Annotated in this window: 25 protein-coding genes; 17 read left to right on the top strand and 8 right to left on the bottom strand. The window is 71.0% G+C overall.

What is annotated here, in order from left to right; all coding sequences use genetic code 11:
- Position 1: 1 nt before the first annotated feature.
- The gene (andAc, locus tag DES41_RS24535) at positions 2-1,288 is read right to left on the bottom strand and encodes an anthranilate 1,2-dioxygenase large subunit AndAc (RefSeq protein ID WP_114470287.1); all 1,287 of its coding nucleotides are present in this window, start codon (positions 1,286-1,288) and stop codon (positions 2-4) included.
- A gap of 173 nt (positions 1,289-1,461) precedes the next feature.
- On the opposite strand from andAc, the gene andR reads away from it, so the two are divergent.
- The gene (gene andR / locus DES41_RS24530; RefSeq protein WP_245965857.1) at positions 1,462-2,457 is read left to right on the top strand and encodes an anthranilate 1,2-dioxygenase regulatory protein AndR; all 996 of its coding nucleotides are present in this window, start codon (positions 1,462-1,464) and stop codon (positions 2,455-2,457) included.
- 6 nt (positions 2,458-2,463) lie between these two features.
- Here the strand turns inward: andR and DES41_RS24525 are convergent, their stop codons facing one another.
- Positions 2,464-3,195: a Crp/Fnr family transcriptional regulator gene (locus DES41_RS24525; protein ID WP_245965856.1), complete on the bottom strand. Its 732-nt coding sequence runs from the start codon at positions 3,193-3,195 to the stop codon at positions 2,464-2,466.
- Positions 3,196-3,303: 108 nt separating this feature from the next.
- On the opposite strand from DES41_RS24525, the gene DES41_RS24520 reads away from it, so the two are divergent.
- From DES41_RS24520 to DES41_RS24490, 7 genes are read left to right on the top strand one after another with little or no spacing between them, the layout of a single operon-like run.
- A complete protein-coding gene (locus tag DES41_RS24520; RefSeq protein ID WP_114470285.1) occupies positions 3,304-4,359 on the top strand; it encodes a porin in 1,056 nt (351 codons plus the stop codon).
- 11 nt (positions 4,360-4,370) lie between these two features.
- Positions 4,371-6,488 (top strand): acetate--CoA ligase family protein, encoded by a 2,118-nt coding sequence (locus tag DES41_RS24515; protein ID WP_114470284.1) that lies wholly within the window; start codon positions 4,371-4,373, stop codon positions 6,486-6,488.
- Positions 6,485-7,474, top strand: coding sequence for a Bug family tripartite tricarboxylate transporter substrate binding protein (locus tag DES41_RS24510; protein ID WP_114470283.1), 990 nt, complete (start codon positions 6,485-6,487; stop codon positions 7,472-7,474). The genes DES41_RS24515 and DES41_RS24510 overlap by 4 nt, the downstream gene beginning before the upstream one ends.
- 25 nt (positions 7,475-7,499) lie before the next feature.
- The gene (locus DES41_RS24505; RefSeq protein WP_114470282.1) at positions 7,500-8,879 is read left to right on the top strand and encodes a DUF1254 domain-containing protein; all 1,380 of its coding nucleotides are present in this window, start codon (positions 7,500-7,502) and stop codon (positions 8,877-8,879) included.
- Position 8,880: 1 nt separating this feature from the next.
- Positions 8,881-10,212, top strand: coding sequence for a DUF1254 domain-containing protein (locus DES41_RS24500; protein WP_114470281.1), 1,332 nt, complete (start codon positions 8,881-8,883; stop codon positions 10,210-10,212).
- The gene (locus DES41_RS24495) at positions 10,209-11,462 is read left to right on the top strand and encodes an alkyl sulfatase dimerization domain-containing protein (protein WP_114470280.1); all 1,254 of its coding nucleotides are present in this window, start codon (positions 10,209-10,211) and stop codon (positions 11,460-11,462) included. Before DES41_RS24500 ends, DES41_RS24495 begins: the two co-directional genes overlap by 4 nt.
- A gap of 23 nt (positions 11,463-11,485) precedes the next feature.
- Positions 11,486-12,484, top strand: a complete 999-nt coding sequence (locus DES41_RS24490; protein ID WP_114470279.1) for a Bug family tripartite tricarboxylate transporter substrate binding protein — start codon at positions 11,486-11,488, stop codon at positions 12,482-12,484.
- 15 nt (positions 12,485-12,499) lie between these two features.
- On the opposite strand, the gene DES41_RS24485 is transcribed toward DES41_RS24490, so the two are convergent.
- Both DES41_RS24485 and DES41_RS24480 read right to left on the bottom strand, forming a co-directional pair.
- The gene (locus DES41_RS24485; protein ID WP_114470278.1) at positions 12,500-13,456 is read right to left on the bottom strand and encodes a PDR/VanB family oxidoreductase; all 957 of its coding nucleotides are present in this window, start codon (positions 13,454-13,456) and stop codon (positions 12,500-12,502) included.
- A 1-nt stretch (position 13,457) separates the two neighbouring features.
- The gene (locus tag DES41_RS24480; protein ID WP_114470277.1) at positions 13,458-14,513 is read right to left on the bottom strand and encodes an aromatic ring-hydroxylating oxygenase subunit alpha; all 1,056 of its coding nucleotides are present in this window, start codon (positions 14,511-14,513) and stop codon (positions 13,458-13,460) included.
- Positions 14,514-14,603: 90 nt separating this feature from the next.
- Here DES41_RS24480 and DES41_RS24475 point away from each other — a divergent pair, with 90 nt between their 5' ends.
- From DES41_RS24475 to DES41_RS24450, 6 genes are all read left to right on the top strand, one after another.
- Positions 14,604-15,449 (top strand): GntR family transcriptional regulator, encoded by an 846-nt coding sequence (locus DES41_RS24475; RefSeq protein ID WP_114470276.1) that lies wholly within the window; start codon positions 14,604-14,606, stop codon positions 15,447-15,449.
- 71 nt (positions 15,450-15,520) lie between these two features.
- Positions 15,521-16,702 carry an ABC transporter substrate-binding protein gene (locus DES41_RS24470; protein ID WP_114470275.1) on the top strand — a complete coding sequence of 394 codons (1,182 nt, stop codon included), beginning with the start codon at positions 15,521-15,523 and terminating at the stop codon, positions 16,700-16,702.
- Between the two features lie 63 nt (positions 16,703-16,765).
- Positions 16,766-17,641 carry a branched-chain amino acid ABC transporter permease gene (locus DES41_RS24465; RefSeq protein ID WP_114470274.1) on the top strand — a complete coding sequence of 292 codons (876 nt, stop codon included), beginning with the start codon at positions 16,766-16,768 and terminating at the stop codon, positions 17,639-17,641.
- A complete protein-coding gene (locus tag DES41_RS24460; RefSeq protein ID WP_114470273.1) occupies positions 17,638-18,606 on the top strand; it encodes a branched-chain amino acid ABC transporter permease in 969 nt (322 codons plus the stop codon). Before DES41_RS24465 ends, DES41_RS24460 begins: the two co-directional genes overlap by 4 nt.
- Positions 18,606-19,379: an ABC transporter ATP-binding protein gene (locus DES41_RS24455; RefSeq protein ID WP_114470272.1), complete on the top strand. Its 774-nt coding sequence runs from the start codon at positions 18,606-18,608 to the stop codon at positions 19,377-19,379. The genes DES41_RS24460 and DES41_RS24455 overlap by 1 nt, the downstream gene beginning before the upstream one ends.
- Positions 19,372-20,091, top strand: coding sequence for an ABC transporter ATP-binding protein (locus DES41_RS24450; RefSeq protein ID WP_114470271.1), 720 nt, complete (start codon positions 19,372-19,374; stop codon positions 20,089-20,091). Before DES41_RS24455 ends, DES41_RS24450 begins: the two co-directional genes overlap by 8 nt.
- A gap of 11 nt (positions 20,092-20,102) precedes the next feature.
- Here the strand turns inward: DES41_RS24450 and DES41_RS24445 are convergent, their stop codons facing one another.
- The 3 genes from DES41_RS24445 to DES41_RS39750 are packed head-to-tail and all read right to left on the bottom strand — an operon-like array spanning position 20,103 to position 20,694.
- Positions 20,103-20,402, bottom strand: coding sequence for an addiction module antidote protein (locus DES41_RS24445; protein WP_114470270.1), 300 nt, complete (start codon positions 20,400-20,402; stop codon positions 20,103-20,105).
- Entirely contained in the window at positions 20,374-20,514 is a 141-nt protein-coding gene (locus DES41_RS39755; RefSeq protein WP_342769685.1) for an addiction module toxin RelE, read from the bottom strand. The genes DES41_RS24445 and DES41_RS39755 overlap by 29 nt, the downstream gene beginning before the upstream one ends.
- A 33-nt stretch (positions 20,515-20,547) precedes the next feature.
- On the bottom strand, positions 20,548-20,694 hold the full coding sequence (locus tag DES41_RS39750; RefSeq protein WP_342769684.1) for a type II toxin-antitoxin system RelE/ParE family toxin: 147 nt from the start codon (positions 20,692-20,694) through the stop codon (positions 20,548-20,550).
- Between the two features lie 76 nt (positions 20,695-20,770).
- Between DES41_RS39750 and DES41_RS24435 the strand changes: the two genes are divergently transcribed.
- The 3 genes from DES41_RS24435 to DES41_RS24425 are packed head-to-tail and all read left to right on the top strand — an operon-like array spanning position 20,771 to position 23,333.
- Complete coding sequence (locus DES41_RS24435) at positions 20,771-21,745, top strand: tripartite tricarboxylate transporter substrate binding protein (RefSeq protein ID WP_114470269.1); 975 nt, start codon at positions 20,771-20,773, stop codon at positions 21,743-21,745.
- Positions 21,742-22,230, top strand: a complete 489-nt coding sequence (locus tag DES41_RS24430; protein ID WP_114470268.1) for a GNAT family N-acetyltransferase — start codon at positions 21,742-21,744, stop codon at positions 22,228-22,230. Before DES41_RS24435 ends, DES41_RS24430 begins: the two co-directional genes overlap by 4 nt.
- Positions 22,227-23,333: a DUF418 domain-containing protein gene (locus tag DES41_RS24425; RefSeq protein WP_170168285.1), complete on the top strand. Its 1,107-nt coding sequence runs from the start codon at positions 22,227-22,229 to the stop codon at positions 23,331-23,333. Before DES41_RS24430 ends, DES41_RS24425 begins: the two co-directional genes overlap by 4 nt.
- A 230-nt stretch (positions 23,334-23,563) precedes the next feature.
- Here DES41_RS24425 and DES41_RS24420 read toward each other — a convergent pair whose 3' ends face one another.
- The gene (locus tag DES41_RS24420) at positions 23,564-24,505 is read right to left on the bottom strand and encodes a 2-hydroxyacid dehydrogenase (protein WP_114470266.1); all 942 of its coding nucleotides are present in this window, start codon (positions 24,503-24,505) and stop codon (positions 23,564-23,566) included.
- Positions 24,506-24,511: the final 6 nt, after the last annotated feature.

Raw genomic sequence — 24,511 nt, 5'->3', positions numbered from 1 at the left:
CTCAATACCCCATCAGCTGTTGGTAGCCCGTCCAGAACTTGCGGATCAGGTTCTCGGTGACCATGGTGTCCTCGCGCGTCGGGTCGGAGCGGCCCAGCTCGATGACCGAGGTGGCGTCGGCGTCGCGCGCCGTGCCGCGCTGCACCAGTTCGGTGGCCTCGGTGTCTTCCATCGAGATGTAGCCGGCCGGGCCGACCAGGTTGGCCTGCTTGATGCGCAACGCGCGCAGCTCGGGCGTGTCGTCGGCGTAGCCGAAGAAGTGGAAAACCAGCTCGAACTCGCCCGGGCCCTTGGGCAGCACCTGGCGCGCCACCAGCGTGTTGTGGATCTGCTGCAGCACCAGCTGCGGGAAGATGGTCTGGATGTGGTTGGTGCAGTCTTCGGCGAACTCGGAGACGAAGCCCAGCACCGAGTCGTCCTCCAGGTGGAAGCCTTCGTCCATCGAGCGGATGGCCTGCTGCTTGTAGGCCGTGGCGGTGTCGCTCTCGTCCACCTTGGTCGCCGTGATGATGCTGTGCAGGCCGTGCCGCACGTCGGCGATGGAGCGCGCCTTCATGCCCACGCGGAAGATGTTGAAGGTGGTGTGGAACAGGTGCAGCAGGCTGGCGTGGTAGGGGTCCTTCACGTTCTCGTAGTACAGCTTCCAGTTGGAGCGCGCGTACTGCCGTGTGCAACCGAGGTACACCACCGGTTTGTGCATCACGCGGTCGACCCAGGGCGCCATCTGCGGGCCGATGTACTCGGCCAGCGGCGGGGCCTCTGCGCTGAAGCTGGCGAACACCAGGCCGCTGTAGCTCTCGGCGCGCAGCTGGCGCAGGCCGTGGTTCTTCGGGTTGAAGTCGGCCGGCATGCCCGGTGCACCGTTTTGGCCACGCCGGAACGGCACGCCCTGCAGGTTGCCGCGGGTGTCAAAGCTCCACTGGTGGTAGACGCAGGTGTGCGATGTGGCGTTGCCGCGCGCGTTGCGGCAGACGATGGCGCCGCGGTGCGCACAGCGGTTCACCCAGGCGGCCACGCCGCCGTCCTCGGTGCGCGTGACGACCACGGGCGTGTCGCCGACGAAGGTGCTCTTGTAGTCGCCTGGGTTGGGAATCTCGGCGTCCAGCGCGACGAAGCTCCAGGTCGGGCCGCGGTAGATGCGCTCCTGTTCGCGTTCGAAAACCTCCTGCGAGCTGAAGACTTCGTAGGGCACGCGCGAGCCGTCGGCCTGCGGGAAATGCACCAGCCGGGCCGCCTCGGCCGTGGCTTTGATCGATTTCAGTGCACTGATGTCGACGGGGTGGTTCATGGGTCGGGTCCTCCTGGCATGCGCCGCACCGGGGCGGCGGGTGGGGCCATTCTTGGAAGGCCCAGGGGGCGCTGGCTATCCGCTTTGCGCGGCAGCACGGCGGGGTCGTCCGTTTTGCGCAGCCGTTTGCGGCCAGGCGCCGCTGGCGCGCTTCTTGCGCCAGAGCACCCGTGTTGCCCAGCCAGACCTTCCGTCCAGCCACGCCTTGCGCGTTCGAGCCCGCGCTGCTGCGTGCGCGCCGCCTGTTCGAATCCGACGACCTGGAAGACACGCGCGAGCGCATCTCGCGCGTGATGCAGCCGCACGGCCTGCAGCCGATCGCGCGCGCGCACGGCGGGCGTGCCCACATGGACTATCTCCGCGTGGGCGGCATCGGCATCGGCACCATCGCCTTCGGCGAGGCCATGCGCGTGGATGTCGAGCATGTGGAGGACTACCACCTGCTGATGTTCTGCCTGCGCGGCCAGGCCGACACGCTGGTCGGTGGCCAAGCGTTGCAGACGCGCGGCCTGCAGGGCCTGGCCTGCGCCCCTGGCGAGCGCTTCCTGGCTGCGCTGTCGGCCGATGCCGAACAGCTGGTGCTGCGGCTGGACCGCCGCATGCTGGAAGCCCACGCCGGCCGGCCGATCCGCTTCGACACCGCCTTCGACCTGCGCCGCCCGGCGTTGCAGGCCTGGCTGCAGCAGCTGCACCTGCTGCTCAACGCCGAGCCCATGCTGGCAGCCGTGCACGCGCATCCGCTGGTGGCGCTGGAAATGGAGCGCCTGCTGGTGCAGCTGCTGCTGGCCGGCCAGCCCTGGCAGGAGGTGCCGGCCGCGCCCGTGTTGCGGACAGGGCAGGGCGGCCGCGCCTGCGTGCGCCGCGCCGAGGCCTACATGCGCGAGTACGCCGACGAGCCGCTGCGCATGGCCGACATCGCAGGCGCCGCCGGCGTGCCGGTGCGCACGCTGCAAGAGGCCTTCCAGCAGGCGCGCGATTGCAGCCCCATGCAGTACCTGCGCGCGCTGCGGCTCGACGTGGCGCACCGCCGGCTGCGCGAACCGCAGGCCCACGCCACCGTGGCCACGGTGGCACTGGACTGCGGCTTCACGCACCTGGGCCGGTTCGCCCAGGCCTATGCGCAGCGCTTCGGCGAGGCGCCTTCGGCCACGCTGCGCGGGCGCGGCTGAGTCCGCTCAGGGCAGCGCCGCGATGCGGCGCAGTGCCTCGCCATCGACGATGGTGATGTGCTTGTACCGGCGTTCGATCACGGCCTCCTCGACCAGCCGGCCCAGCTCCTTGTTGATGGTCTGGCGCGACAGCGAGAGCATGGCCGCCAGGTCGTTCTGCGAGAGCCGAACGCGCAGGTCCAGGCCGCCCTGGTCCTGTGCACCGTAGATCTGCGCCAGGCTCAGCAGCGTGGCCGCCACGCGGGCGCGCACCGGCGCCAGCATCTGGTTCTGCAGCAGCGCGACGCTCTGGCGCTGGCGCTGCAGCGCCAGCTGGGCCACGCCCCGCCACAGCACCGGTTCCGCATCGAGCACGGCGATCACTGCGTCGCAGGGCAGGTGGACGATCACCGAGTCCTCGTGCGCGTGGTAGTCGTAGGGCAGCGGCACATCGTCGAGCAGGCGCACCAGCGGCGCCACCTGGCCCGCGCCGAGCAGCGTGTTGACGTACTTGCGGCCCTGCGCGCTGCTGCTGCTGATCTCCAGGCAGCCCGAGACCACCGCCAGCAGTTCGCGCTTGTGCCGGTCGTCGGACAGCAGCTGCGTGCGCCGCGTGTAGCGGTGCAGGCGGGCCGAGCGGATCAGTTGCGCCAGCCTCGCATCGGGCCAGGTGCTGAACAGCTGCACCAGCCGCAGCGCGCGGGTCATCAGCGCGGCACTGTCGGTGCCGTCGGCAAGGGTGGGGTCGGTCTGCGTCACAGGGTTCTCACGGGCGCCATGTTGGCAAATCTGTCAACGCGTTGACAGATTCGTTCGGCAGGCGTTTCTATCGTAGAGCCGGTCATTACAAGCACGGAGACAAGGCAGATGAACAAGACAGCCGGCGCGGTGTTCGCGCTCGCGGCGTGGGGCGGTGCGTGCGCGCAAAGCAGCGTGACGCTCTACGGCACGGCCGACCTGTACCTGTCGCGCGACAGTTCGGGCGGCCATACCACGACAGGGCTCAAGGATGGCGGACACACCGCCTCGCGCATCGGCTTTCGCGGCACCGAGGACCTCGGCGGCGGTCTCGAAGCGCATTTTCTGCTGGAGGCCGGCTACAACCCCGAAACCGGCGCCGGCACGCTGCCCGGTCCCAGCCTCGCGTTCTCGCGCCAGGCCTTCGTGGGCCTCTCCGGCGCCTGGGGCCAGCTCGACGCGGGCCGCATGTACACGCCGATGTTCTACACGCTGTTCAAGGCCGATCCCTACGGCGTGAACGCCGTGTTCTCGCCGCTGAACCTGGTGTCGGCCACCGACGCGCAGCCCGGCATCACGGCGTTTGCAGCGCGCGCCAGCGGCATGCTGCGCTACCGCACGCCCGTGGCCAGCCCCTTCGTCGCAGACATCGCCTATGCGCCGGGCAAGGCGGCCACGTCGAGCCGGCGCAGCGGGGAGTTCAAGGGCGCCGCGTTCGGCTGGCAGCGCAAACCCTGGTACGTGGGCTATGCGTTCCAGCGTGTGCGCTCCGGCTCGGCCGCGGCGCCGGTGGCAGTGCCGGCCGTCACCACCTACCACGCGCTGAGCGCGAGCTACCAGTTCACCGATCTGGCGCTGTACGCGCACGGGATGCGCACCACGGCGCGTCTGCCGGGCGTGCCGGACGCCGTGCTGTTCGCGCTCGGTGCCTCGTACCCCGTCACCCCGGTGTCCACGCTGATCGTCGAGGCGATCCGGCGCAAGGTGGACGGCAGCGCGCGCGCGCAAGTCGCCTGGACGCTGGGCTACGACCACCACCTGAGCAAGCGCACCGCGCTGTACGCGCGCTGGCTCGGCCTGGACAACCGCAGCGGCGCCTCGGCAACGCTGGCCGGCGTTCCCGTTGTTGCGGACAGCGGCGATGGCGTGCGCGTGCTCGCGGCGGGCATCCGCCACACCTTCTGAAAGCCAGGACCATGGACCTCTTCACTTCCCAGCATGCCGGCCTGTCGGCCTTGTTCGCACCGCGCTCCATCGCGGTGGTGGGCGCATCGTCCAACGCGCAGAAGATCGGTGGCATCCCGGTCGACTACCAGCGCCGCTTCGGCTTCGGCGGTGCCGTGTATCCCGTCAACCCGAAGGCCGACCGCATCCAGGACCTGCCGGCCTGGCCCAGCCTGCGCGCCATCGGCCAGCCGGTGGACCTGGCGATCCTGGCCGTGCCCGCGCCGCTGGTGGATGGTGCGTTCGACGACGCGGTGGCCGCTGGCGTCAAGGGCGTGGTGCTGTTCTCGTCGGGCTTCGCCGAGATCGGCGCGGACGGGGCGGCGGCACAGGCACGGCTGGGCGCCAGGGCGCGTGCGGCCGGCGTGCGGCTGATCGGGCCGAACTGCCTGGGCTTTATGAACGTCGCGCGCCATGTGTACGCGACCTTCTCGCCCGCGCCCAACGTGGGGCGCGTGCAGCCCGGGCGCATCGGGCTGGTCAGCCAGTCGGGTGCGTTCGGCGCCTATGCCTATGCCATGGCGCGCGAGCGCGGCGTCGGTTTGTCGCTCTGGGCCACCACTGGCAACGAGGCCGATGTGCAGTTCGCCGACTGCCTGGCCTGGCTCGCGCAGGATCCGGGCACCGACGTGATCATGGGCTACATCGAGGGCTGCCGCGACGGCCCGCGGCTGCGCGCGGCGCTGGCGCTGGCGCAGGCCGCGGGCAAGCCGGTGGTGATGGTCAAGGTCGGCAGCACCGCACTGGGTGCGCAGGCCGCTGCCTCGCACACGGCGGCTCTGGCCGGCGACGACGCGGTCTACGACGCGGTCTTCCGCCGCTACGGCGTGCTGCGCGCGCGCACGCTGACCGAGTTCTTCGACCTGGCCCACAGCGCCGCAGTGGCGGGCCGGCCGCGCGACCGCTCGATCGGGCTGTTCACGCTGTCGGGCGGCGTCGGCGCGCTGATGGCAGACGATGCCTGCGCCCAGGGCCTGGATGTGCGGCCGCTCAGCACTGCCGCGCAGGACCGCCTGCGCGACTGGGTGCCGTTCGCGGCGCCGCGCAACCCGGTCGACATCACCGGCCAGGTCACCAACGACATGACGTTGATGGAGCGCAGCGCACGCGTGATGCTGGACGACCAGCGCTTTGCATCGTGGCTGGGCTTCCTGGCGGCGGCCGGCGCGTCGGATGCGTTCTGGCCGGTGTTGCGCAGCCTCGTGGCCGCGTTGCGCGAGGCCTATCCCGACACGCTGCTGGCCATCAGCACGCTGCTGTCGCCCGCGCGGCGCGCCGAACTGGAGGCCATGCGCTGCCTGGTGTTCGCCGACCCGTCGGACGGCATCCGCACCATCGCCGCGCTGGCCGGCCTGCCCGCGCCCGGTGCGGCGGTGGCCGCTGCCGCGCCCCCGCGGGGCACCCCGGTCGTGCTGGCGCCGGGCGCCTTGTCCGAGCCGGCGGCGCTCGCGCTGCTGGCCGATGCGGGCGTGCCCGTGGTCGCTTACCGGGTGGTGCATGGCGCCGACGAGGCTGCCGCGGCGGCCGAAGCCCTGGGCGGTGCGGTGGCCCTGAAGGTCGTCAGCGCCGACATCGCGCACAAGTCCGACGTGGGCGGCGTGGCGCTGCGGCTGCAGGGCGCAGCCCAGGTGCGCGCCGCGTTCGAACGCACCCGCGTCAGCGCGCGGGCCGCGCTGCCCGGTGCGCGGCTGGACGGCGCGCTCGTGGCGCGCATGGTGGATGGCGCCGGCGTGGAGTGCATCGCCGGCGTGCACCGCGACCCGGTGTTCGGGCCCATCCTGATGTTCGGCCTGGGCGGCATCCATGTGGAGACGCTGCGCGACGTGGCGCTGCGCCCGCTGCCGCTGGCGCCGGGCGACGCGCAGGCCATGCTGCGCGAACTGCGCGGTGCCGCCATCCTGGACGGTGCGCGCGGCCGCCCGCCGGTGGACCGGGACGCCCTGGCCGCCACGCTGCAGGCGCTTGCGGACTTCGCGCTGCGCGCCGGCGACACGCTGGCCAGCGCGGAGATCAATCCGCTGATCGCGCGCCCGGCGGGCGAGGGCGGCTGCGTGGCGGTGGACGCGCTGGTCGTCGGGAGCGCCGCATGACGCGCCGCCGCCACCTGCTGGGCGGTGCATTGGCGCTGCCGTCCCTGGGTTGGCTCGGCATGGCGGGCGCGGCCGAGCCGGACTACCCGTCCAAGCCGGTCCGCATCATCGTGCAGTACCAGCCCGGCGGCTCGACCGACACGTTGGCGCGCCTGTTGGCCGAGAGGCTCTCCAGGAAGCTGGGCCAGCCCGTGGTGGTGGAGAACCGCAGCGGCGCGGGCGGCATCATCGGCACCGACCATGTGGCCAAGAGCGCGCCCGACGGCCACACGCTGCTGCTGACCACGCCGGGCCCCGTGGCCGCCAACCTCGCGCTGTACGGCAAGCTGCCGTACGACCCGCGCACCGACCTGCGCATGGTCTCCGACGTCGCCACCATGCGCACGGTGCTGGCGGTGCACCCCTCGGTGCCGGCGCAGGACGTCGGCAGCCTGGTCGCCGCGCTGAAGCAGGCACCGGGGCGCTATGCCATGGGCTCCTGGGGACCCGGCACGCAGCCGCACCAGGTCCAGGTCTACATGGACAAGACCTACGGCCTGCGCACCCTGCACGTGCCTTACAAGGGCGAGGGGCCGATGGCGATCGACCTGATCGCCGGCACCATCCAGATGACCGTGGGCTCCGTCACCACGCTGCAGCCCTATATCGCGGCCGGCAAGCTGCGTCCGCTGGCCGTGGCCGGCACGCGGCGCGCACGGGCGCTGCCCACGGTGCCGACCTTCGCCGAGCAGGGCTACCCCGACGAGGTCTACGCCCAGACCGGGCCGACCTCGCTGATGGCGCCGGCCCGCACGCCCGACGCGGTGGTGGCCAGGATCGGCCGCGCCGTGGCCGAGACCGTGCGCCAGCCCGAGGTCAGCCGCCGCATCGAAGAGCTCGGTGCCGAGCCGGTCGGGAACACGCCCGAGGAAGCCGCGGCCGCCTACCGCCAGTCGCTGCCCGTCACGCTGCGGCTGATCCAGGCCACCGGCGTCAAGCTGGACTGAAACCGTCGAACCAGGAGACCACCCCATGCATACCCCACCATCCCCGGCCGCTCTGGCCGCCGCGCGCCAGGCCCAGGCCCGCGCCATCGGCCTGTCGGCCTTCGTCTACGGCTACCCGCTGGTCGAATCCTTCCGCACCTGCCGGCTGCAGACCTCGGCGGCGGCGGCAGGCGCGGACGAGGGCTCGGACGCACGCGTGCCGATCGACCGGCTGCACCACAGCCCGCGCCCCTCGACCGACCAGGACCGCGACATCGTCACGCCGGCCAACGACCTGCTCTACAGCACGGGCTGGATCCACCTGGGCGACGGACCGCGCCTGCTGACGGTGCCGTCTTCGGCCGCGCATCGGGGCCGCTATTTCGTGCTCGCGCTGTACGACGCGTACACAGAGAACTTCGAGAACCTCGGCCCGCGCAACTGCGCGGCGGTGGGCGAGACGGTGCTGCTGGTGGGGCCGGGTGGCCAGGTGCCCGAGGCGCTGGCGGGCCACCGCGTGTTGCGCTGCCCGACCACGCTGGTCTGGCTGATCGGCCGCATCCTCGCCGGCGACGAGGCCGACTGGCCGGCCGCGCGCGCGCTGCAGGCCGGCATCGGGCTGGCGCCCGCGCCGGGCACGCTGACCGGGCGGCGGCCGCGCGGCGTCGAGAACTGGGAAGGCGCGCCCTTCGACGCGATGGCCGCCTGCTTCGAGCAGGGCCAACCCGCCGCGCAGGTGGCGCCGCCGTTCTTCGCCAACCTGTGCCGCGCGCTCGCCGACGCGCCGGGCCGCACCGAGGACCAGGGCCTCGTCGCCTGGTTCGGCCAGGCCGGGCTGGTGGCCGGTGGCAACCTGGCCTGGGACGGCATGGACGCGCCGCTGCGTGCAGGCCTGGTCGAAGGCTTCGCCGAAGGCGTCGCGCTGGTGGCCGCGGCCGCGCGCAGCCGCCGCGCCCGGCCCTGGGTGCTGGCCTCGCGCGCAGGCCGCTATGGCCACGACTACCTGGCGCGCGCGCTGACGGCCTACATCGGGCTGGGCGCCCTGGCCACGGACGAGGCGTTGTACGGTGCCGGCCATTTCGACAGCCAGGGCGCGCCGCTGGACGGGCGCCGCCGCTACACGCTGCGTTTCGCGCCCGACGAGATGCCGCCGGCCGAGGCCTTCTGGTCGGTCACGCTGTACGACGCCGACCGCTTCCTGTACCGCAACGCAGCGCGCCGGCACGCCATCGGCGACCGCACGCCGGGCCTGCAATTCGACGCCGACGGCAGCCTGCAGATCGACTTCGGCCACACGCCGCCGCCACGCACCGCGAACTGGCTGCCGACGCCGGCCGGCCCCTTCTACCTGATCCTGCGCCTGTACCACCCGCGCGAGGGCGTGCGCAGCTGGCGCATCCCGGCGCTCCAAGCGGTGGAGGCCTGAGATGGTGGCCGCGATCGCAAACCGAGCGCTGGCCGAAGAGGCCGTGGTCAGCGCCTACCCGCTCTACGAGATGGCCCGCATGCGTGCGGCCACCTCGCCGCGCCGCACCGATGGCGCCGGCGCGGCACCGGAGGGCCAGCGCTGGTGCAACGTGTTCACGCATGCGCGCGCACTGCTGGGCGCCGGCAAGAGCCGCGTGGTCACGCCCAACAACGACACGCTGTACACCAATGCCTGGCTCGACCTGGGCGCCGGGCCGCTCGTGATCGACGTGCCGGACACGGCGGGGCGCTACTACGTGCTGGGCCTGCTGGACTTCTACACCGAGCCCTTCGCCCACATCGGCCAGCGGCGCACGGGCACCCGGGCGCGCGCGTTCCTGGTCACGCCGCCGGGCTGGGCGGGCCCGCTGCCGGCCGGTTTCGACGTGCCTGGCGCGCACATCGCGGCGCCCACGCGCTGGCTGTGGATCATCGGCCGCATCCTGGTCGACGGCCCGCAGGACGTGGCCGCCGTCAACGCGCTGCAGGACGGCTTCACCGTGCGGCCGCTGGCCGACTGGCAGGCGGGCGCGGCGCCGCGCCCGCTGGCCTTCGACCCGGCCTGCGACCCGAAGGCGCCGCTCGGGGCTGCGCACTTCGTGGACCAGGTCAACCGCGCGTTGCGTGAGAACCCGCCGCCTGCGGCCGAGGCCGCGCTTTGGGCGCGTTTCGCGGCGCTGGGCATCGGCGCCGACGCCGGCCCGCCGGACGCGGCCCAGCGCGACCTGCTGCAGGCCGCGCTCGACGCGGTCCTGCCGCGCATGCGCGAGCAGCAGGCCGGCGAGGTCACGGCTTCGGGCTGGACCTTGATGCCGGTGGTGGAGGGCAGCTTCGGCGGCGACCATCTGCTCCGCGCGCTCGTGGCGCTGAAGTACATCGGCATGCTGGAAAGCCGCGAGGCGACCTACCCGATCGCCTGGCGCGACGCCGCCGGCCAGGCGCTCGACGGCAGCCGGCGCTACCGGCTGCGCTTCGCGCCCGGCGCGCTGCCGCCGGTGGATGCGTTCTGGTCGATCACGCTGTACGACAGCGGCGACTACATGCTGGTGGACAACCCGATCGACCGCTACGCCATCGGCGACCGCACGCCCGGCCTGCAGCGCGACGCCGATGGCGGGCTCACGCTGCACATCGCGCACGCGGCGCCGGCCGATGCCGCCGCGCGCGCCAACTGGCTTCCGGCGCCTGTGGGTGGCTTCTACCTGTGCCTGCGCGCCTATGTGCCGCGTGCCGAGCTGCTGGACGGCCGCTATGCGTTGCCGGCCGTGACGCGCGTTGAGGAGCTGGCATGAGCAACGCCGTCGAGGACAAGCCGTTCCTGATCGTCGGCAGCGGCACGGAGACCGTGGCGCCGGGCCTGCACATCCTGCGCGGCCAGGGCCAGTCCTTCGTCGCCGAGACCGATGCCGGCCTGGTCGTCGTGGACACCGGCCCCGGCGGCTCGGTCACGCAGGGCATGCTCGAGGCGGTGCGGCGGCTGTCCGACGCGCCGCTGCACGCGCTGTGCTTCAGCCATGGCCACATCGGCTACAACGCGGGCTTGCCGCAGTGGCTGGCGCATGCCGCCGAACGCGGCGACGCGCCGCCGCGTGTCATCGCGCACCGCAACGTGCCGCGCCGCCTGGCGCGCTACCGCGAGACGCATGCGCTGCAGCAGCGCATGGCCGAGATCCAGTTCCGGCGGCCGGCCGGCTTCTTCGCACAGCGGCTGCCGCTGCACGCGCCGGTCGAGACCTTCGACGAAGTGCTGGCGATCGGCCAGGGCGAGCGCCGCATCGAGCTGCGCTGGGCGCCATCGGAGACCGACGACGCGATCGCGCTGTGGAGCCCGGCGCAGCGCGTGCTGTACGGTGGCGCGGCGCTGATCGATTCCATCCCCAACATCGGCACGCCGTTCCGCACGCTGCGCGACACCGTGCGCTGGGCCGACACGCTGGACGCGCTGGCCGCGCTCGGCCCGCGGCTGGCGGTGCGCGAGTTCGGCCCCAGCATCGTCGGCGAAGCGGAGGTGCAGCACGTGCTCGGACACACGGCACACGCGCTGCGCTGGCTGCGCGCCGAGGTGGTGCGGCTCATGAACGAGGGCCTGGGCGAGCGCGAACTGCTGGCGCGCATCCACTTGCCGGACGAACTGTTCGGCGTCGAGTGGATGAAGCCCGCGTACGGTGATCCCAGTTACATCGTGCGGGACATCTACCGCTCGGAGAATGGCTGGTGGGACCGCAACCCGACCTCGCTGCACCCCGAGCCGCCCGAGGCCGTGGGCCGGGCGGTGGCCGACGCGATCACCGACAAGCAGGCCGTGATCGACCAGGCCAGCGCCCTGGCCGACCAGGGCCGCGTGCAGCTGGCGCTGCACGTGATCGACCTGCTGGCCACGGCCGACGGCGCGGCCGCAGAGATCGCCGAGGCCCGCCGGCTCAAGGCCGCCTGGTTGCGCCAGCGCGCGGCAGAGGTGTCCAGCTACGTGTCGCGCAACCTGTACCGGGCCAGCGCCGACATGCTTGAGCAGGGCACGCAGGCGAGGTTCAGCATCCGATGACAACGACCACACGGAGACGAGACATGCAGCACTGGTTCAAACGCTGGGCGCCGCTGGCGCTGGTGGCCTGCGCCGCTCTGGCGGCCCAAGCCGCGCAGGCCGCGCAAGGAGCAGTGGCCGACACCTATCCCGACAAGCCCGTGACCCTGGTGGTCCCCACGGCCGCGGCCGGCGGTACCGACACCATCGCGCGCGTGGTGGCCGAGGCGCTGGGCAAGCGGCTGGGCCAGAGCTTCGTGGTCGAGAACCGGCCCGGCGCCAACGGCATCCTGGGCGTGGAAGCCGGCGCGCGGGCCGCGCCCGACGGCTACCGCCTGTTGTTCGCCTACGCCGCCGCAGTGGTCGTGAATCCCAGCCTGTACAAGAAGCTGTCCTACGATCCGGCGAAGGACTTCGCGCCGGTGGCGCAGATCGGCCGCGGCGGCAACCTGCTGCTGGTGCGCAAAGACCTGCCGGTCACGACGCTGAAGGAGTTCGTCGACTACACCAGGGCCCGGCCCGACAAGCTGAGCTACTGCTCGTGGGGCGCCGGCTCGGGCGGCCACCTGGCCATGGAAAGCCTCAAGAAGCAGACCGGCATGCAGCTGGTGCACGTGCCGTACAAGGGCAGCAGCCCCTGTGTGAATGACCTGATGGGTGGGCAGGTGGATGCGGCTTTCGCCGACACGTCCACGACGGTGGAGATGGTGCGCTCTGGCAGGCTCAAGGCGCTGGCCAACAGCGGCCCTTCGCGCCTGCCGATGCTGCCCGACGTGCCGACCATGAACGAGGCCGGCTTTCCGTTCCGCAACTACGCCTGGTACGGCCTGCTTGCACCCGCGAAGACGCCCCCGGCGATCGTGAACAAGCTCAACGAAGCGGTGAACGCGGCGCTGAAGGACCCGGTCGTGGTCCAGCGCATGCGCGAGCTGAATTTCAGCGATCTGCCGCAGACCACGCCCGAGCAGTTCGCGGCCACGATCGCGCAGGACCTGCGCGACTGGGCCGCCCTCGTCAAGGAGATCGGCCTGCAGCTCGAATGAGGGTGGCGGGCCGCGCTACAAGTCCAGCACCAGCACCGCGCTCTTCGCCCGCGAGCAGCACGGCGTGAACTGGTCGTTCTTCGCCTTCTCCTCGTCTGTGAAGTACAGGTCGCGGTGCTCGCATTCGCCCTCCAGCACGCGCGTGACGCAGGTGCCGCAGACGCCTTGCTCGCAGGAGGTCAGGATCTCGATGCCATGGGCGAGCAGCGCCTGCACCACGCTCTGGTCCTTGGCCACGGTGTAGGTCTGGCCGCTGCTGGCGATGCGCACGGCGAAGCTGCCATCGCCGCTGGTGTCCTGCGGCGCGGCGCCGAAGTACTCGAGGTGCACGTTGGCCTGGTCCCATCCCTGCGCTGCGGCCGTGCCGACCACGTGGTCGATGAAGCCCGTCGGGCCGCAGACGTAGACGTGCGTGCCGGGCGCGGGCGCAGCCAGCAGGCGCGCGGCGTCGAGCTTCTGCGCCGCATCGCCATCGTCGAAATGCAGGTGCACGCGATCGGCGAAGGGCGCGGCTGCGATCTCGGCGCGGAAGGCCGTGCGCTCGGCCGAGCGCGTGCAGTAGTGCAGTTCGAAGTCTGCGCCCAGCGCCCCCAGGCGCTGCGCCATGCACAGCAGCGGCGTCACGCCGATGCCGCCAGCCAGGAGCAATGTGCGCTCGGCGCGCACCAGCGGGAAGTGGTTGCGCGGCGTGCTGATGGTCAGCACATCGCCTTCGCGCACCTGTTCGTGCATGCCTTGCGAGCCGCCGCGCGAGGCCGCATCGCGCAGCACGGCGATGCGGTAGCGGTGCGACTCCTGGTCGTCGTTGCACAGCGAGTACTGGCGGGTGAGCCCACCGGGGATCTGCACATCGATGTGCGAGCCCGCGCTGAATGCCGGCAGCGGGCCGCCATCGGCACGCGCGAGTTCGAAGCTGGCGATGTCCTGTGCCTCCTGCGTCTTGCGCAGGACCTTGACGGTGATCGTGTCCATCTCAGGCCGCCTGGGCGACAGGGCTTGCCGCCGCCTGTTCCGCCGCGACCATCTTGTCGAGCAGCTTGCGCGACTGCACGCCGCCCGCGTCGATGTTGAGCATCAGCAGCCGGCGCCCCGGGTGCAGCGAGAGATTGCGCTGCTGGGCCTCGAGCACGGCCGTGTCTTCGGCGAAGACCTTGGCCTGGCCTTCGCGGATCTGCGCCGTGAGCGCCTTGTCCTTCACGTTGAAGTTGCGCGCCATGCCCCAGAAGTACCAGTGCGAGGTCTCCGTCTCCGGCGTGATGAAGTCGACCACGATGCTGTAGACCTTCTGCTCCGCGGGCGCGTGGTAGCCGCCCTGGCCCGCGAGCGCCACGCCCACCTCGATCATGATGTGGCTGGGCGGCGTGAAGCGGCAGACCTGCCAGCGGTCCACCGGCTGGTCGTCGGGCAGGTGGTTGCCGCGCAGGTTGGCGCGCCAGAAGGGCGGGGCCATCACGTTCTCCATGAAGCGGCTGGTGACGACCTGGCCGCCCTCGACCTTGGTGCCCACGGGCGCCTCGTCGATCTCTTTCTGGCCGATGCTGCTGGCGTGCACGTAGGTCTCGTGCGTGAGGTCCATCAGGTTGTCGATCATGAGCCGGTAGTCGGCCTGGAGGTGGTACAGGCCGCCGCCGTAGGCCCAGTCGGGACTGTCGGCCCATTCGAGGTGGTGGATGGCGGCGGGGTCGGCCAGCGCGGCATCGCCCGGCCAGACCCAGATGAAGCCGTGGCGCTCGACCACCGGGAACGCGCGGATCTTCGGGAACCCCGCTGTGCGCTGGCCGGGCATGGAGACGGTCTTGCCGTCGCAGCCCATCACCAGCCCGTGGTAGCCGCAGACCAGCTGGCCTTCGCACACGCTGCCCAGCGAGAGCTTGGCGCCGCGGTGCGGGCAGAAGTCTTCCAGCGCCGCGACCTGGCCGTCGCCGGCGCGGTAGAACACGATGTGCTCGCCGCAGATCTGGCGGCCCAGGGGTTTGGCGTCGATCTCGTCGGGCGTGCAGGCGACGTACCAGGTGTTGCGCGGGAACATGCGGTCTCCGTGGGGTTTAATTAGGGTTCTAATGTATACCGCCATCCCAATTTATTGGTCAGAATCGATGTTTCATAGCGAATTACTCGGATGAATGTATACATAGACCCAGACGGTCGCGAGGCTGGCGACGTTGGCGGATCGCAGTCGTTGCGCGCCCAGCTGCGCCTGCGCGAGCTGATCCTGGCCGGCGCACTGGCGCCCGGCGCACGCATCGCCGAGGTGGCGCTGGTCGAGCGCATCGGCGTCTCGCGCACGCCGATCCGCGCTGCGCTGCTGCGCCTGGAGCAGGAAGGGCTGTTGCAGGCGCTGCCTGGCGGTGGCTACGCCGTGCGCGTGTTCTCTGAGCGTGAGGTGGCCGATGCGATCGAGCTGCGCGGCACGCTGGAAGGCCTGTCGGCGCGGCTGGCGGCCGAGCGCGGCGCGCCGGCCGAGGCGCTGGCCCAGGCCGGCGCGGCGCTGGACGAGATCGACGCGGTGCTGCGCCACAGCGCGCTCGACGATGCGCAGTGGCAGCGCTACGTGGCGGCGAACGAGTTGTTCCACCACCTGCTGCACGGCATGGCCGGCAGCGCCGTGGTGGCGCGCGAGCTCGAGCGCGTGGTGCGGCTGCCGTTCGCCTCGCCCTCGGCCTTCGTGGTGCAGCAGGCCCACGCGCCCCAGGCGCGCGACATGCTGATCGTGGCGCAGGACCAGCACCGCCAGGTGCTGGACGCGATTGCGCGGCGCGAGGGCGCACGTGCCGAGGCCATCCTGCGCGAGCACGCGCGCATCGCCCAGCGCAACCTGCGCGAGGCCATGGCCGCGCCGCTGCCGGGCCGCGCGCCGGGCGTGCGGCTGGTGGTGCCGGAGGCCACGTTGCCCGAGCCCGCGGCCGAAGCCACAGCCGCGCCGCGGCGCCGCGGCAGGCCGCGCAAAGACGCGGCGGTGCCCTGAAGCTATCGCACAATGCGCGACCGAAAGTGGCGACCAACCCGTTCGATTCCAAGACCAATGAAGGAGATGACATGCAAGCACCGACGAGCCGCCGCACGGCGCTGACCCTGGCCGCGGCCGCGCTGGCCGGCCTGGCCGCCCCGGCGATGGCCCAGGACAACGTGTTCAAGATCGGCCTGGTCCTGCCCATGACCGGGCAGCAGGCCACGACGGGCCGGCAGATCGAGGCCGCCGCGCGCCTGTACATGGCGCAGAACGGCGACACCGTGGCCGGCAAGAAGGTGCAGCTCATCGTCAAGGACGACACCAGCCTGCCCGACCAGACGCGCCGGCTCGCGCAGGAGCTCATCGTCAACGACAAGGTCAACGTGCTGGCCGGCATGGGCATCACGCCCTCGGCCCTGGCCGTCGCGCCGCTGGCCACGCAATCGAAGACGCCGCTGGTGGTAATGGCAGCCGCCACCTCCAGCATCACCGAGGCCTCGCCCTTCGTCGTGCGCACCAGCTTCACGCTGCCGCAGGCCTCGGTCGCGCTGGCCGACTGGGCGCCCAAGAACGGCATCAAGACCGTGGTCTCGCTGGTGTCCGACTATGGCCCCGGCATCGACGCCGAGAAGTTCTTCAACGCGCGCATGGTCAACAACGGCGGCAAGGTGATCGAGGCGTTGCGCGTGCCCATGCGCAACCCCGACTTCGCGCCCTTCCTGCAGAAGGTGCGTGACCTGAAGCCCGACGCACTCTTCGTGTTCGTGCCCTCGGGCGCGGGCGCGGCCGTCATGAAGCAGTTCAGCGAACGCGGCATGGACAAGGCCGGCATCAAGCTCATCGGCACCGGCGACGTGACCGACGACGACCAGCTCAACGACATGGGCGACGGCGTGCTGGGCGTGGTCACCTCGCATCACTACTCGGCCGCGCACCCGTCCGAGCTCAACAAGAAGTTCGTCGACGCCTTCCAGAAGGCCAACAAGAACCTGCGGCCCAACTTCATGGCGGTCGGCGGCTACGACGGCATGCGCGTGATCTACGAGGCGCTGCGCTCGACCAAGGGCGCGGGCGGCGGCGAGGCCCTGGTCGCGGCCATGAAGGGCCAGATCTTCGAGAGCCCGCGCGGCAAGATCTACATCGACGCGCAGACGCGCGACGTGGTGCAGGACATCTACCTGCGCAAGGTCGAGAAGAAGGACGGCCAGCTGTTCAACGTGGAGTTCGACGTCATCAAGGACGTCAAGGACCCGGGTAAAGCCAAGTAAGCCGCGCCTGAGCGGCTGGGTGGTGGCCTGCGCGGCGGGCCGCCATCCTTTTCCTTCCATTCCATGCTGACCATCCTCTTCGACGGCATCGCCTACGGCATGCTGCTGTTCATCCTGGCCGTGGGCCTGGCCGTGACCATGGGCTTGATGAACTTCATCAACCTCGCACACGGCGCCTTCGCCATGGTGGGGGGCTACACCACGGTGCTGCTGATGCAGCGCGCGGGCTGGCCTTTCCTGGCCTGCCTGCCGCTGGCCTTCATCGTGCCGGCGCTGCTGGGTGCGCTGCTGGAGCGCACGCTGTACCGCCCGCTCTACCAGCGCCCGCACCTGGACCAGGTGCTGTTCTCCATCGGCCTCGTGTTCATGGCCGTGGCGGCAGTCGATTACTTCATCGGCTCCACGCAGCAGAACATGCAGCTGCCCGAGTGGCTCAAGGGGCGCAGCGAGTTCGGCAGCGGCGCGCTCACGCTGGGCATGGGGCACTACCGGCTGTTCATCATCGTGGTCTGCGCGCTGCTGACGCTGGCCCTGCAGTACGTGCTCTCGTCCACGCGCTTCGGCAGCCGGCTGCGCGCCAGCGTGGACGACCAGCGCGTGGCGGCCGGCCTGGGCATCAACGTCAACGTCGTGTTCCTCGCCACCTTCGCGGTGGGCTCGGGCCTGGCGGGCCTGGGCGGCGCCCTGGGGGCCGAGGTGCTGGGGCTGGACCCGCAGTTCCCGCTGAAGTTCATGGTGTACTTTTTGATCGTCGTGGCGGTGGGCGGCACGGCGTCGATCACCGGCCCGCTGCTGGCCGCGCTGCTGCTGGGTGTGGCCGACGTGGCGGGCAAGTACTACATCCCCAAGATGGGGGCCTTCATCGTCTACAGCCTCATGATCGTGATCCTGATCTGGCGGCCGCAGGGGCTGTTCGTGCGCAAGGGAGCGTCCAAATGACGACCGACGCGCGCGCCTCCATCCTGCGCATCAGCCGCATGCGGCCCTGGGAGCCCGTGCTGTGGCTGCTGGCCTTCGCCATGCCGCTGCTGCTGCCCAATGCGCTGCTGGTGAACGAGGTCGCCATCGTGGCGCTGTTCGCCGTCTCGCTCGACCTGGTGCTGGGCTATGCCGGCATCGTCTCGCTGGGCCATGCGGCGTTCTTCGGCATGGGCGCGTATGCGGCCGCGCTGTTCGCCAAGCATGTGATGCCGGATCCGCTGGTGGGCCTGGCCTTCGGCATCGCCACGGCCACGGCGCTGGGGGCCGTGTGCTCGCTCACGGTGGTGCGCGGGACCGACCTCACGCGGCTGATGGTCACGCTGGGCGTGGGCATGATCATGATGGAGCTGGCCAACAAACTCGACTGGCTGACCGGCGGGGCCGACGGCTTGCAGGGCGTGGTGCTAGGCCCGGTGCTGGGCCGCTTCGAGTTCGACATGTACGGCCGCACGGCCGCCTGGTATTCGCTGGCGGTGCTGCTCGTCGGCTTCGTGCTGGCGCGCCGGCTCGTGCACTCGCCGCTGGGCGCCAGCTTCAAGGCGATCCGCGACAACCGGCTGCGCGCGGGCGCCATCGGCATCCCGGTCGCGTCGCGCATCGCCGTGGCCTACACCATCGCCGCGGCGCTGGCGGGTGCCTCGGGGGCGCTGCTGGCGCAGACCACGGGCTTCGCCTCGCTGGACGTTTTCGACTTCCACCGCTCGGCCGACGTGATGCTGATCCTCATCGTGGGCGGCACCGGCTGGCTGTACGGCGGCGTGGTGGGCGCCATCGTGTTCAAGCTCATGTACGACGTGCTGGCTTCCATCACGCCGCAGTACTGGACGTTCTGGCTGGGCCTGTTCCTGGTGGTGCTGGTGCAAGTGGGCCGCGACCGGCTGCTCAGGCCCTGGACCTGGTTCGGCAAGCGGAGGGGCGCGTGATGGGCGAGATCGCCAAGGACGTTGTTCTCTCGGCCGACAAGCTGGTCAAGCGCTTCGGTGGCATCACCGCCACCAACGACGTCACGCTGCACCTGGAGAAGGGCGCGCGCCACGCGCTGATCGGCCCCAACGGCGCGGGCAAGACCACACTGATCAACCTGCTGACAGGCGTGCTAGAGCCATCGGAGGGCCGCATCACGCTGCTGGGCGAGGACATCACGCGCATGGCGCCGCACGCCCGCGTGCAGCGCGGCATGGTGCGCACCTTCCAGATCAGCCAGCTGTTCCCCACCATGACGCCGCTGGAGACGTTGGCCATGGTGGTCTCGCAGCAGCGCGGCATCGGCGCAAGGGGGTGGCACAAGCTGGGCGCGCAGGCGGGCGTGGCCGAGCGCTGCGCCGAACTGCTGGAGCAGTTTCACCTGACGGACGTGATGAACCAGCGGACCGAGGTGCTGGCCTACGGCAAGCGCCGCCTGCTGGAGATCGCCATTGCGCTGGCCTGCGAGCCGCGCGTGCTGCTGCTCGACGAGCCCGTGGCCGGCGTGCCGCCCGGCGAGCGCGAGGAGCTGCTGCAGACCGTGGCCGCGCTGCCGGCCGATGTGTCGGTGCTGCTGATCGAGCACGACATGGACCTGGTGTTCGACTTCGCCAGGCGCATCACGGTGCTGGTGAACGGTACGCTGCTTACGGAAGGCACGCCCGAGGAGATCGCCAACGATCCGCAGGTGAAGGCGGTGTACCTGGGACACGGAGATGCCGTCCATGGCTGAGCTGCTGCATGTCGAGAACCTGTCGGCCGGCTACGGAGAAGCCGTGGTGCTGACTGGCGTGAGCCTGTCGCTGCCCGAGGGCCAGACGCTGGCGCTGCTGGGCCGCAACGGCACCGGCAAGACCACGCTCATGAACACGCTGGCCGGGGCCACGCGCCAGCATGCCGGCAGCATCCGGCTGGGCGACATCGCGTTGCACCAACTGCCCTCGCACGAGCGTGCCGCCGCCGGCATCGGCTGGGTTCCGCAGGAGCGCAACATCTTCAAGTCGCTCACGGTGCACGAGAACCTGACCGCCGTGGCGCGGCCGGCGCGCGGCCATGCGCCGCAGTGGACACCCGCGCGCGTCTACGAACTGTTTCCGCGCCTGGCCGAGCGCAAGGGCAACCTGGGCACGCAGCTGTCGGGCGGCGAGCAGCAGATGCTGGCGGTGGGCCGCGCGCTGGTGCTGAATCCGCGCCTGCTGCTGCTGGACGAGCCGCTGGAGGGCCTGGCGCCCATCATCGTGGAAGAGCTGCTCCGGGCCATCGGCCGCATCACGCGCGAGGAGGGGCTGTCGGCCATCATCGTCGAGCAGCATCCCCAGGCGATCCTTGCGATCTCCGACCACGCTGCGGTGCTGGACCGCGGCAGCGTGGTGCACCGCGGAGGGGCGGCAGAGCTGCGGGCGCAGCCGGCGCTGCTGGACCAGTTGCTGGGCGTGGTGCGTTGAGGGCGCGTGTTTCAGGAGCCGGTCTCGATGGGCGACAGGGTGATCTTCAAGCCCAGTGCATGGAGCACCTTGAACAGCGTGTCGGAACTGGGCGCGCGCTCGCCCGACAGGCTTTTGTACAGGCTCTCGCGTGACAGGCCGGTGTCGCGCGCCAGCTGCGACATGCCGCGTGCCTTGGCAACATCGCCCAACGCGGCTGCCAGCAGCGCCGGGTCTCCATCGTCGATGGCAGCCTGCAGGTAGGCGGCCATGTCGGCTTCGTCGCGCAGGTAGTGGGCTGCGTCAAACGGGCGGGTCTTGAGATTGGCCATCCGGAAGCTCCAGCACCATGGCTTTGGCGCGTTCGATGTCGCGTGCCTGCGAGGCTTTGTCGCCGCCCGCCAGCACGACGATGAGCGTCGTGCCACGCAGCGTGTAGTACAACCTCCAGCCAGGGCCGAAGTTCTCGCGCAGTTCCTATACCTGGCCGCCGACGGACTTGTGGTCCCCCAGGTTGCCGAGCATGGCCTTGCGCAGCCGCAACTGCAGCCGCGCGCGCGTGGTGCGATCCTTGAGACCCATCAGCCAGGCAGAGAACTGCTCGGTTTCGAGGACGCTGTACATCGATCGATTGTAGCCATGCGGCTACAGTGCGGCATTTCCATTTTCCATTTCAAGCTTCATCGAAGGGGGGTTCGGCATGTGGACCAAACGTGACCTACTGGCGGCATCGGCCGCCGCCATCCTGTGGCCGCTGCGCGTACGCGCCCAGGCCTTCCCCAGCAAGCCGCTCAAGATCCTCGTGCCCAACGCCGCGGGCGGCGCGGCCGACCTGACGGCGCGCACCGTGGGCCAGAAGCTGGCCGATGCGCTGGGCCAGCCCGTGGTCATCGACAACCGGCCCAGCGCGGGCGGCATCGTGGCGGGCGAGGCGCTGTCGCGGTCGCCGGCCGATGGCCACACGCTGCTGCTGGTGTCCAGCGGCACGGCGGTCAGCGCGGCGCTGTTCAAGTCGCTGCCGTTCGATACGGCCAAGGACTTCGCGCCGGTCTCGATGCTGGCCAGCTTCGACCTCGGTATCGTGGTCGCGCAGGACAGCCGCTTCAAGACGCTGGGCGAGCTCGTGGCCTATGCCAAGGCCAACCCCGGCAAGCTCAACATCGGCACGCCGCAGATCGGCACCACGCAGAACCTGGCGGCCGAGCTGTTCAAGAGCACGGCCGGCATCGACGCGCAGATCGTGCCGTTCAACGGCACGCCGCCCGTGATCACCGCGGTGCGGGGCGGCCAGCTCGACGCCATGCTCGACATCCTCGGGCCGCTGATGTCGCAGATCAACGCCAAGGCCTTGCGGCCGCTGGCGGTGCTGGGCGCCAAGCGCACCGCGCTGCTGCCGGACACGCCCGCCGCGCGCGAGACCGGCGGCAGCCTGGCGCACTTCGACGTGGCCTCGTGGAACGGCCTCGCGGTGCCGGCCGCCACGCCCAAGGACGTGGTGGCGCGGCTGAGCAAGGAAGTCAACGCAGCGTTGGCCCTGCCCGACGTGAAACAAAAGCTGCTGGACCTGAGCCTCATCGCGCAGGGCAGCACGCCGGCGCAGTTGGCCAGCCAGCTGGACCGCGAGGTCAAGCGCTGGGGCGAAGTCATTGCCCGCGCCAACATCCCCAAGCAATGAGCATGTCCGTCCGCAACGCCAGCACGGCCGACGCCGGCCTGATCCTGCATTTCATCCGCGAACTGGCGATCTACGAGAAGGCCGAGGACCAGGTCGAGGCCACGCACGAGACCTTGGCCGCGAGCCTGTTCGGCCCCGGCAGCCCGTCGCGCGCACTCATCTGCGAGCAGGACGGCCAGGCCATCGGCTTCGCCGTGTACTTCTTCAACTACTCGACCTGGCAGGCGAAGAAGGGCCTGTACCTGGAAGACCTGTTCGTGCTGCCTTCGGCGCGCGGCCAGGGCGCCGGCAAGCGCCTGCTGCAGCACCTGGCAAGCATCGCGGTGGCCGAGGGCTGCGGCCGCTTCGAATGGAGCGTGCTGGACTGGAACCAGCCGGCCATCGACTTCTATGAGTCCATCGGTGCCAGGCCGCAGAGCGAATGGGTGCGCTACCGCCTGCACGGGCAGGCGCTGCGCGACTTCGCGGCCAGCGTCTCGCCGTGAACGCTGCGCGCGCCCGCGAACAGCTTCCCGACACACTGCGCGCGATCGCCATGCTGGCCGTGCTGGTGGTGAACGCCATCGGCTATGCCGTGGCGCCCTGGGGGCCGATGCTCGGTGCGCGCAGCCCCGCCGACAGCGCCTGGGCGGCCATCGCCCAGGGCCTGGTGGGCGCACTGCTGCAGGGCAAGGGCGTGGCGATGCTGAGCTTCGTGTTCGGCATGTCGCTGTGGCTGGCGGCGCGGCGGCGTGGGCGGGCCGAGGCGCTGCAGCGCGGGCGGGTGCGCCATCGCCGCCTGCTCGGCCTGGGCATCGCGCACGGTGTCTTCGTCTACTTCGGCGACATCCTGACGCTCTATGCGCTGGTCGGCCGGCCACTGCTGCGCCGCCTGCACATGCCCTGGCGCAGCCTGCGCCGCCATCTGTGGCACGCGCTGGCCTGGGCGCTGCTGGCCAAGCTGGCGTGGGTGCTGGTCCTTGTGGGCTTCGGCGCCAATCCCGATACGGGCGATGTGCCGTCTTTCGCGTCCGTCCGGGGCGCCTGGCCGTTCCTGCAACTCAACGCGAGCACCTACGTCTTCGGGCTGGCCACGAGCCTGGTCATGGCCGGGCCGATCACCTATCTGTGCATGGTGTGCGGCGTGGCCGCGGCACGCTTGCGGCTGTTGACGCACCCGCGCTGGCGCGGGGCGCTGCGCCGCGTGCTGTGGCGCAGCGGCCCGGCCTTGCTCGCGCTGGGCGCTGTGCACGGGTGGGGATGTGCGGCCCTCGACCCTGCGGGTGCCTGGCGCCCGTGGACCGACGCGCTCGGCGACTTCATCGCCATCCCGCTCGCCGCCTGCTACCTGGCCGCATTGGCGCTGGCCTCGTGCGGGGGCAGGGCGCGCTGGTGCGGCTGGTTCAGCCCGCTGGGCCAACGCACGCTGAGCCTGTACATCGGCCACAGCCTGCTCTGCCTGGTGCTGTTCTCCGGACTGGGATGGGCGCTGGCGGCCAGCACGCTGCAGACCGTGCTCTGGTGCCTGGCCCTGTGGATGCTGGCGCTGGCAGCGGCCAGGCAGAGCCGCGGCCCCTGGCCGCTGGAGGCCTGGATGGCGCGCCGCTGATGCGGGGACTCAGAAGCTGTGAATGAATCGATCGCAGCCACGACGGGGTGTGCCAGGCCACAGGCGCAGGCACAGGCCGCCGCCCGGGCTCGTGCCCGGGCAAGGCCTGCAACGCCCGCATGTGGCCTGGCGCGCCCCGGCCCGAAGGGCGAGGCTCTGGGCGCAACGATTGCCATGCAAGCCGGCCGTCATGGGCGTCGCGTGGTCGTGAGGGATCCGTTCACAGCTTCTTAAAGCAGTGTGGGCATCGGCCTGCCGGCGAAGAAGGCCTCCAGGTTGTCCAGCACCAGCGTGACGGAACCCTGGATCGCCTCGGGCGAACGCCCGGCGATGTGCGGCGTGATGACCACGTTGGCGATGTCCAGCAGCTCGGCGGGCGGTGCCGGCTCGCTCTCGTAGACGTCGATGCCGGCCGAGGCGATGTGGCCCGCGCGCAGGGCAGTGGCCAGCGCGGCCGTGTCCACCACGCTGCCGCGCGCGATGTTGACCAGCGTGCCCTTGGGCCCGAGCGCCTGCAGCACCTCGGCGTTGACCAGGTGCCTGGTCTCTGCGCCGCCCGGGGTGGCCACGACCAGGTAGTCGGCCCACTCGGCCAGCGCGCGCACGCTGTCGAAGTAGCGGTGCGGCAGTTCGGGCTTGGCGCTGCGGCTGTGGTAGCCGACGGGCATGTCGAAGCCGGCGGCGCGCTTGGCGATCTGCTTGCCGATGTCGCCCATGCCCAGGAGGCCCATGCGCTTGCCGCTCACGGTGGGCGTGTAGACGGTGAGCTGGTCGCGCCACAGGCCGCGGCGCACGCCCACGTCCATCTGCACGATGCCCCGCACGGCCGCCAGCAGAAGGCCGAAGGCGTGGTCGGCCACGCAGGTGGCGTTGCTGCCCGCGGCATTGGCGACGGCGATGCCGCGCGACTTGGCGGCTGCCACGTCGACCTGCTCGTAGCCCACGCCCAGCGTGTGCACGACTTCCAGCGCCGGCAGCGCGGCGATCTCGAGCGCCGTCAGGCCGATGGTGCCGATCGTCAGCACCGCGCGGATGCGCGGGCCGTGCGCGGCGATGGCCTGGGCACGGCGTGCATCGTCGCCGGCTTCGATGGTCTCGAAGCGGTCGCGGAACTGTTGCATGTACTCGGCTTGCAGGGGGCACAGCACGAGCAGGGGAATGGCAGAAGACATCGTCAG

It is taken from the genome of Pseudorhodoferax soli (genome assembly GCF_003337555.1).
GTDB lineage: Bacteria > Pseudomonadota > Gammaproteobacteria > Burkholderiales > Burkholderiaceae_C > Pseudorhodoferax > Pseudorhodoferax soli.
This window is presented reverse-complemented; position numbering and strand designations above follow the sequence as displayed.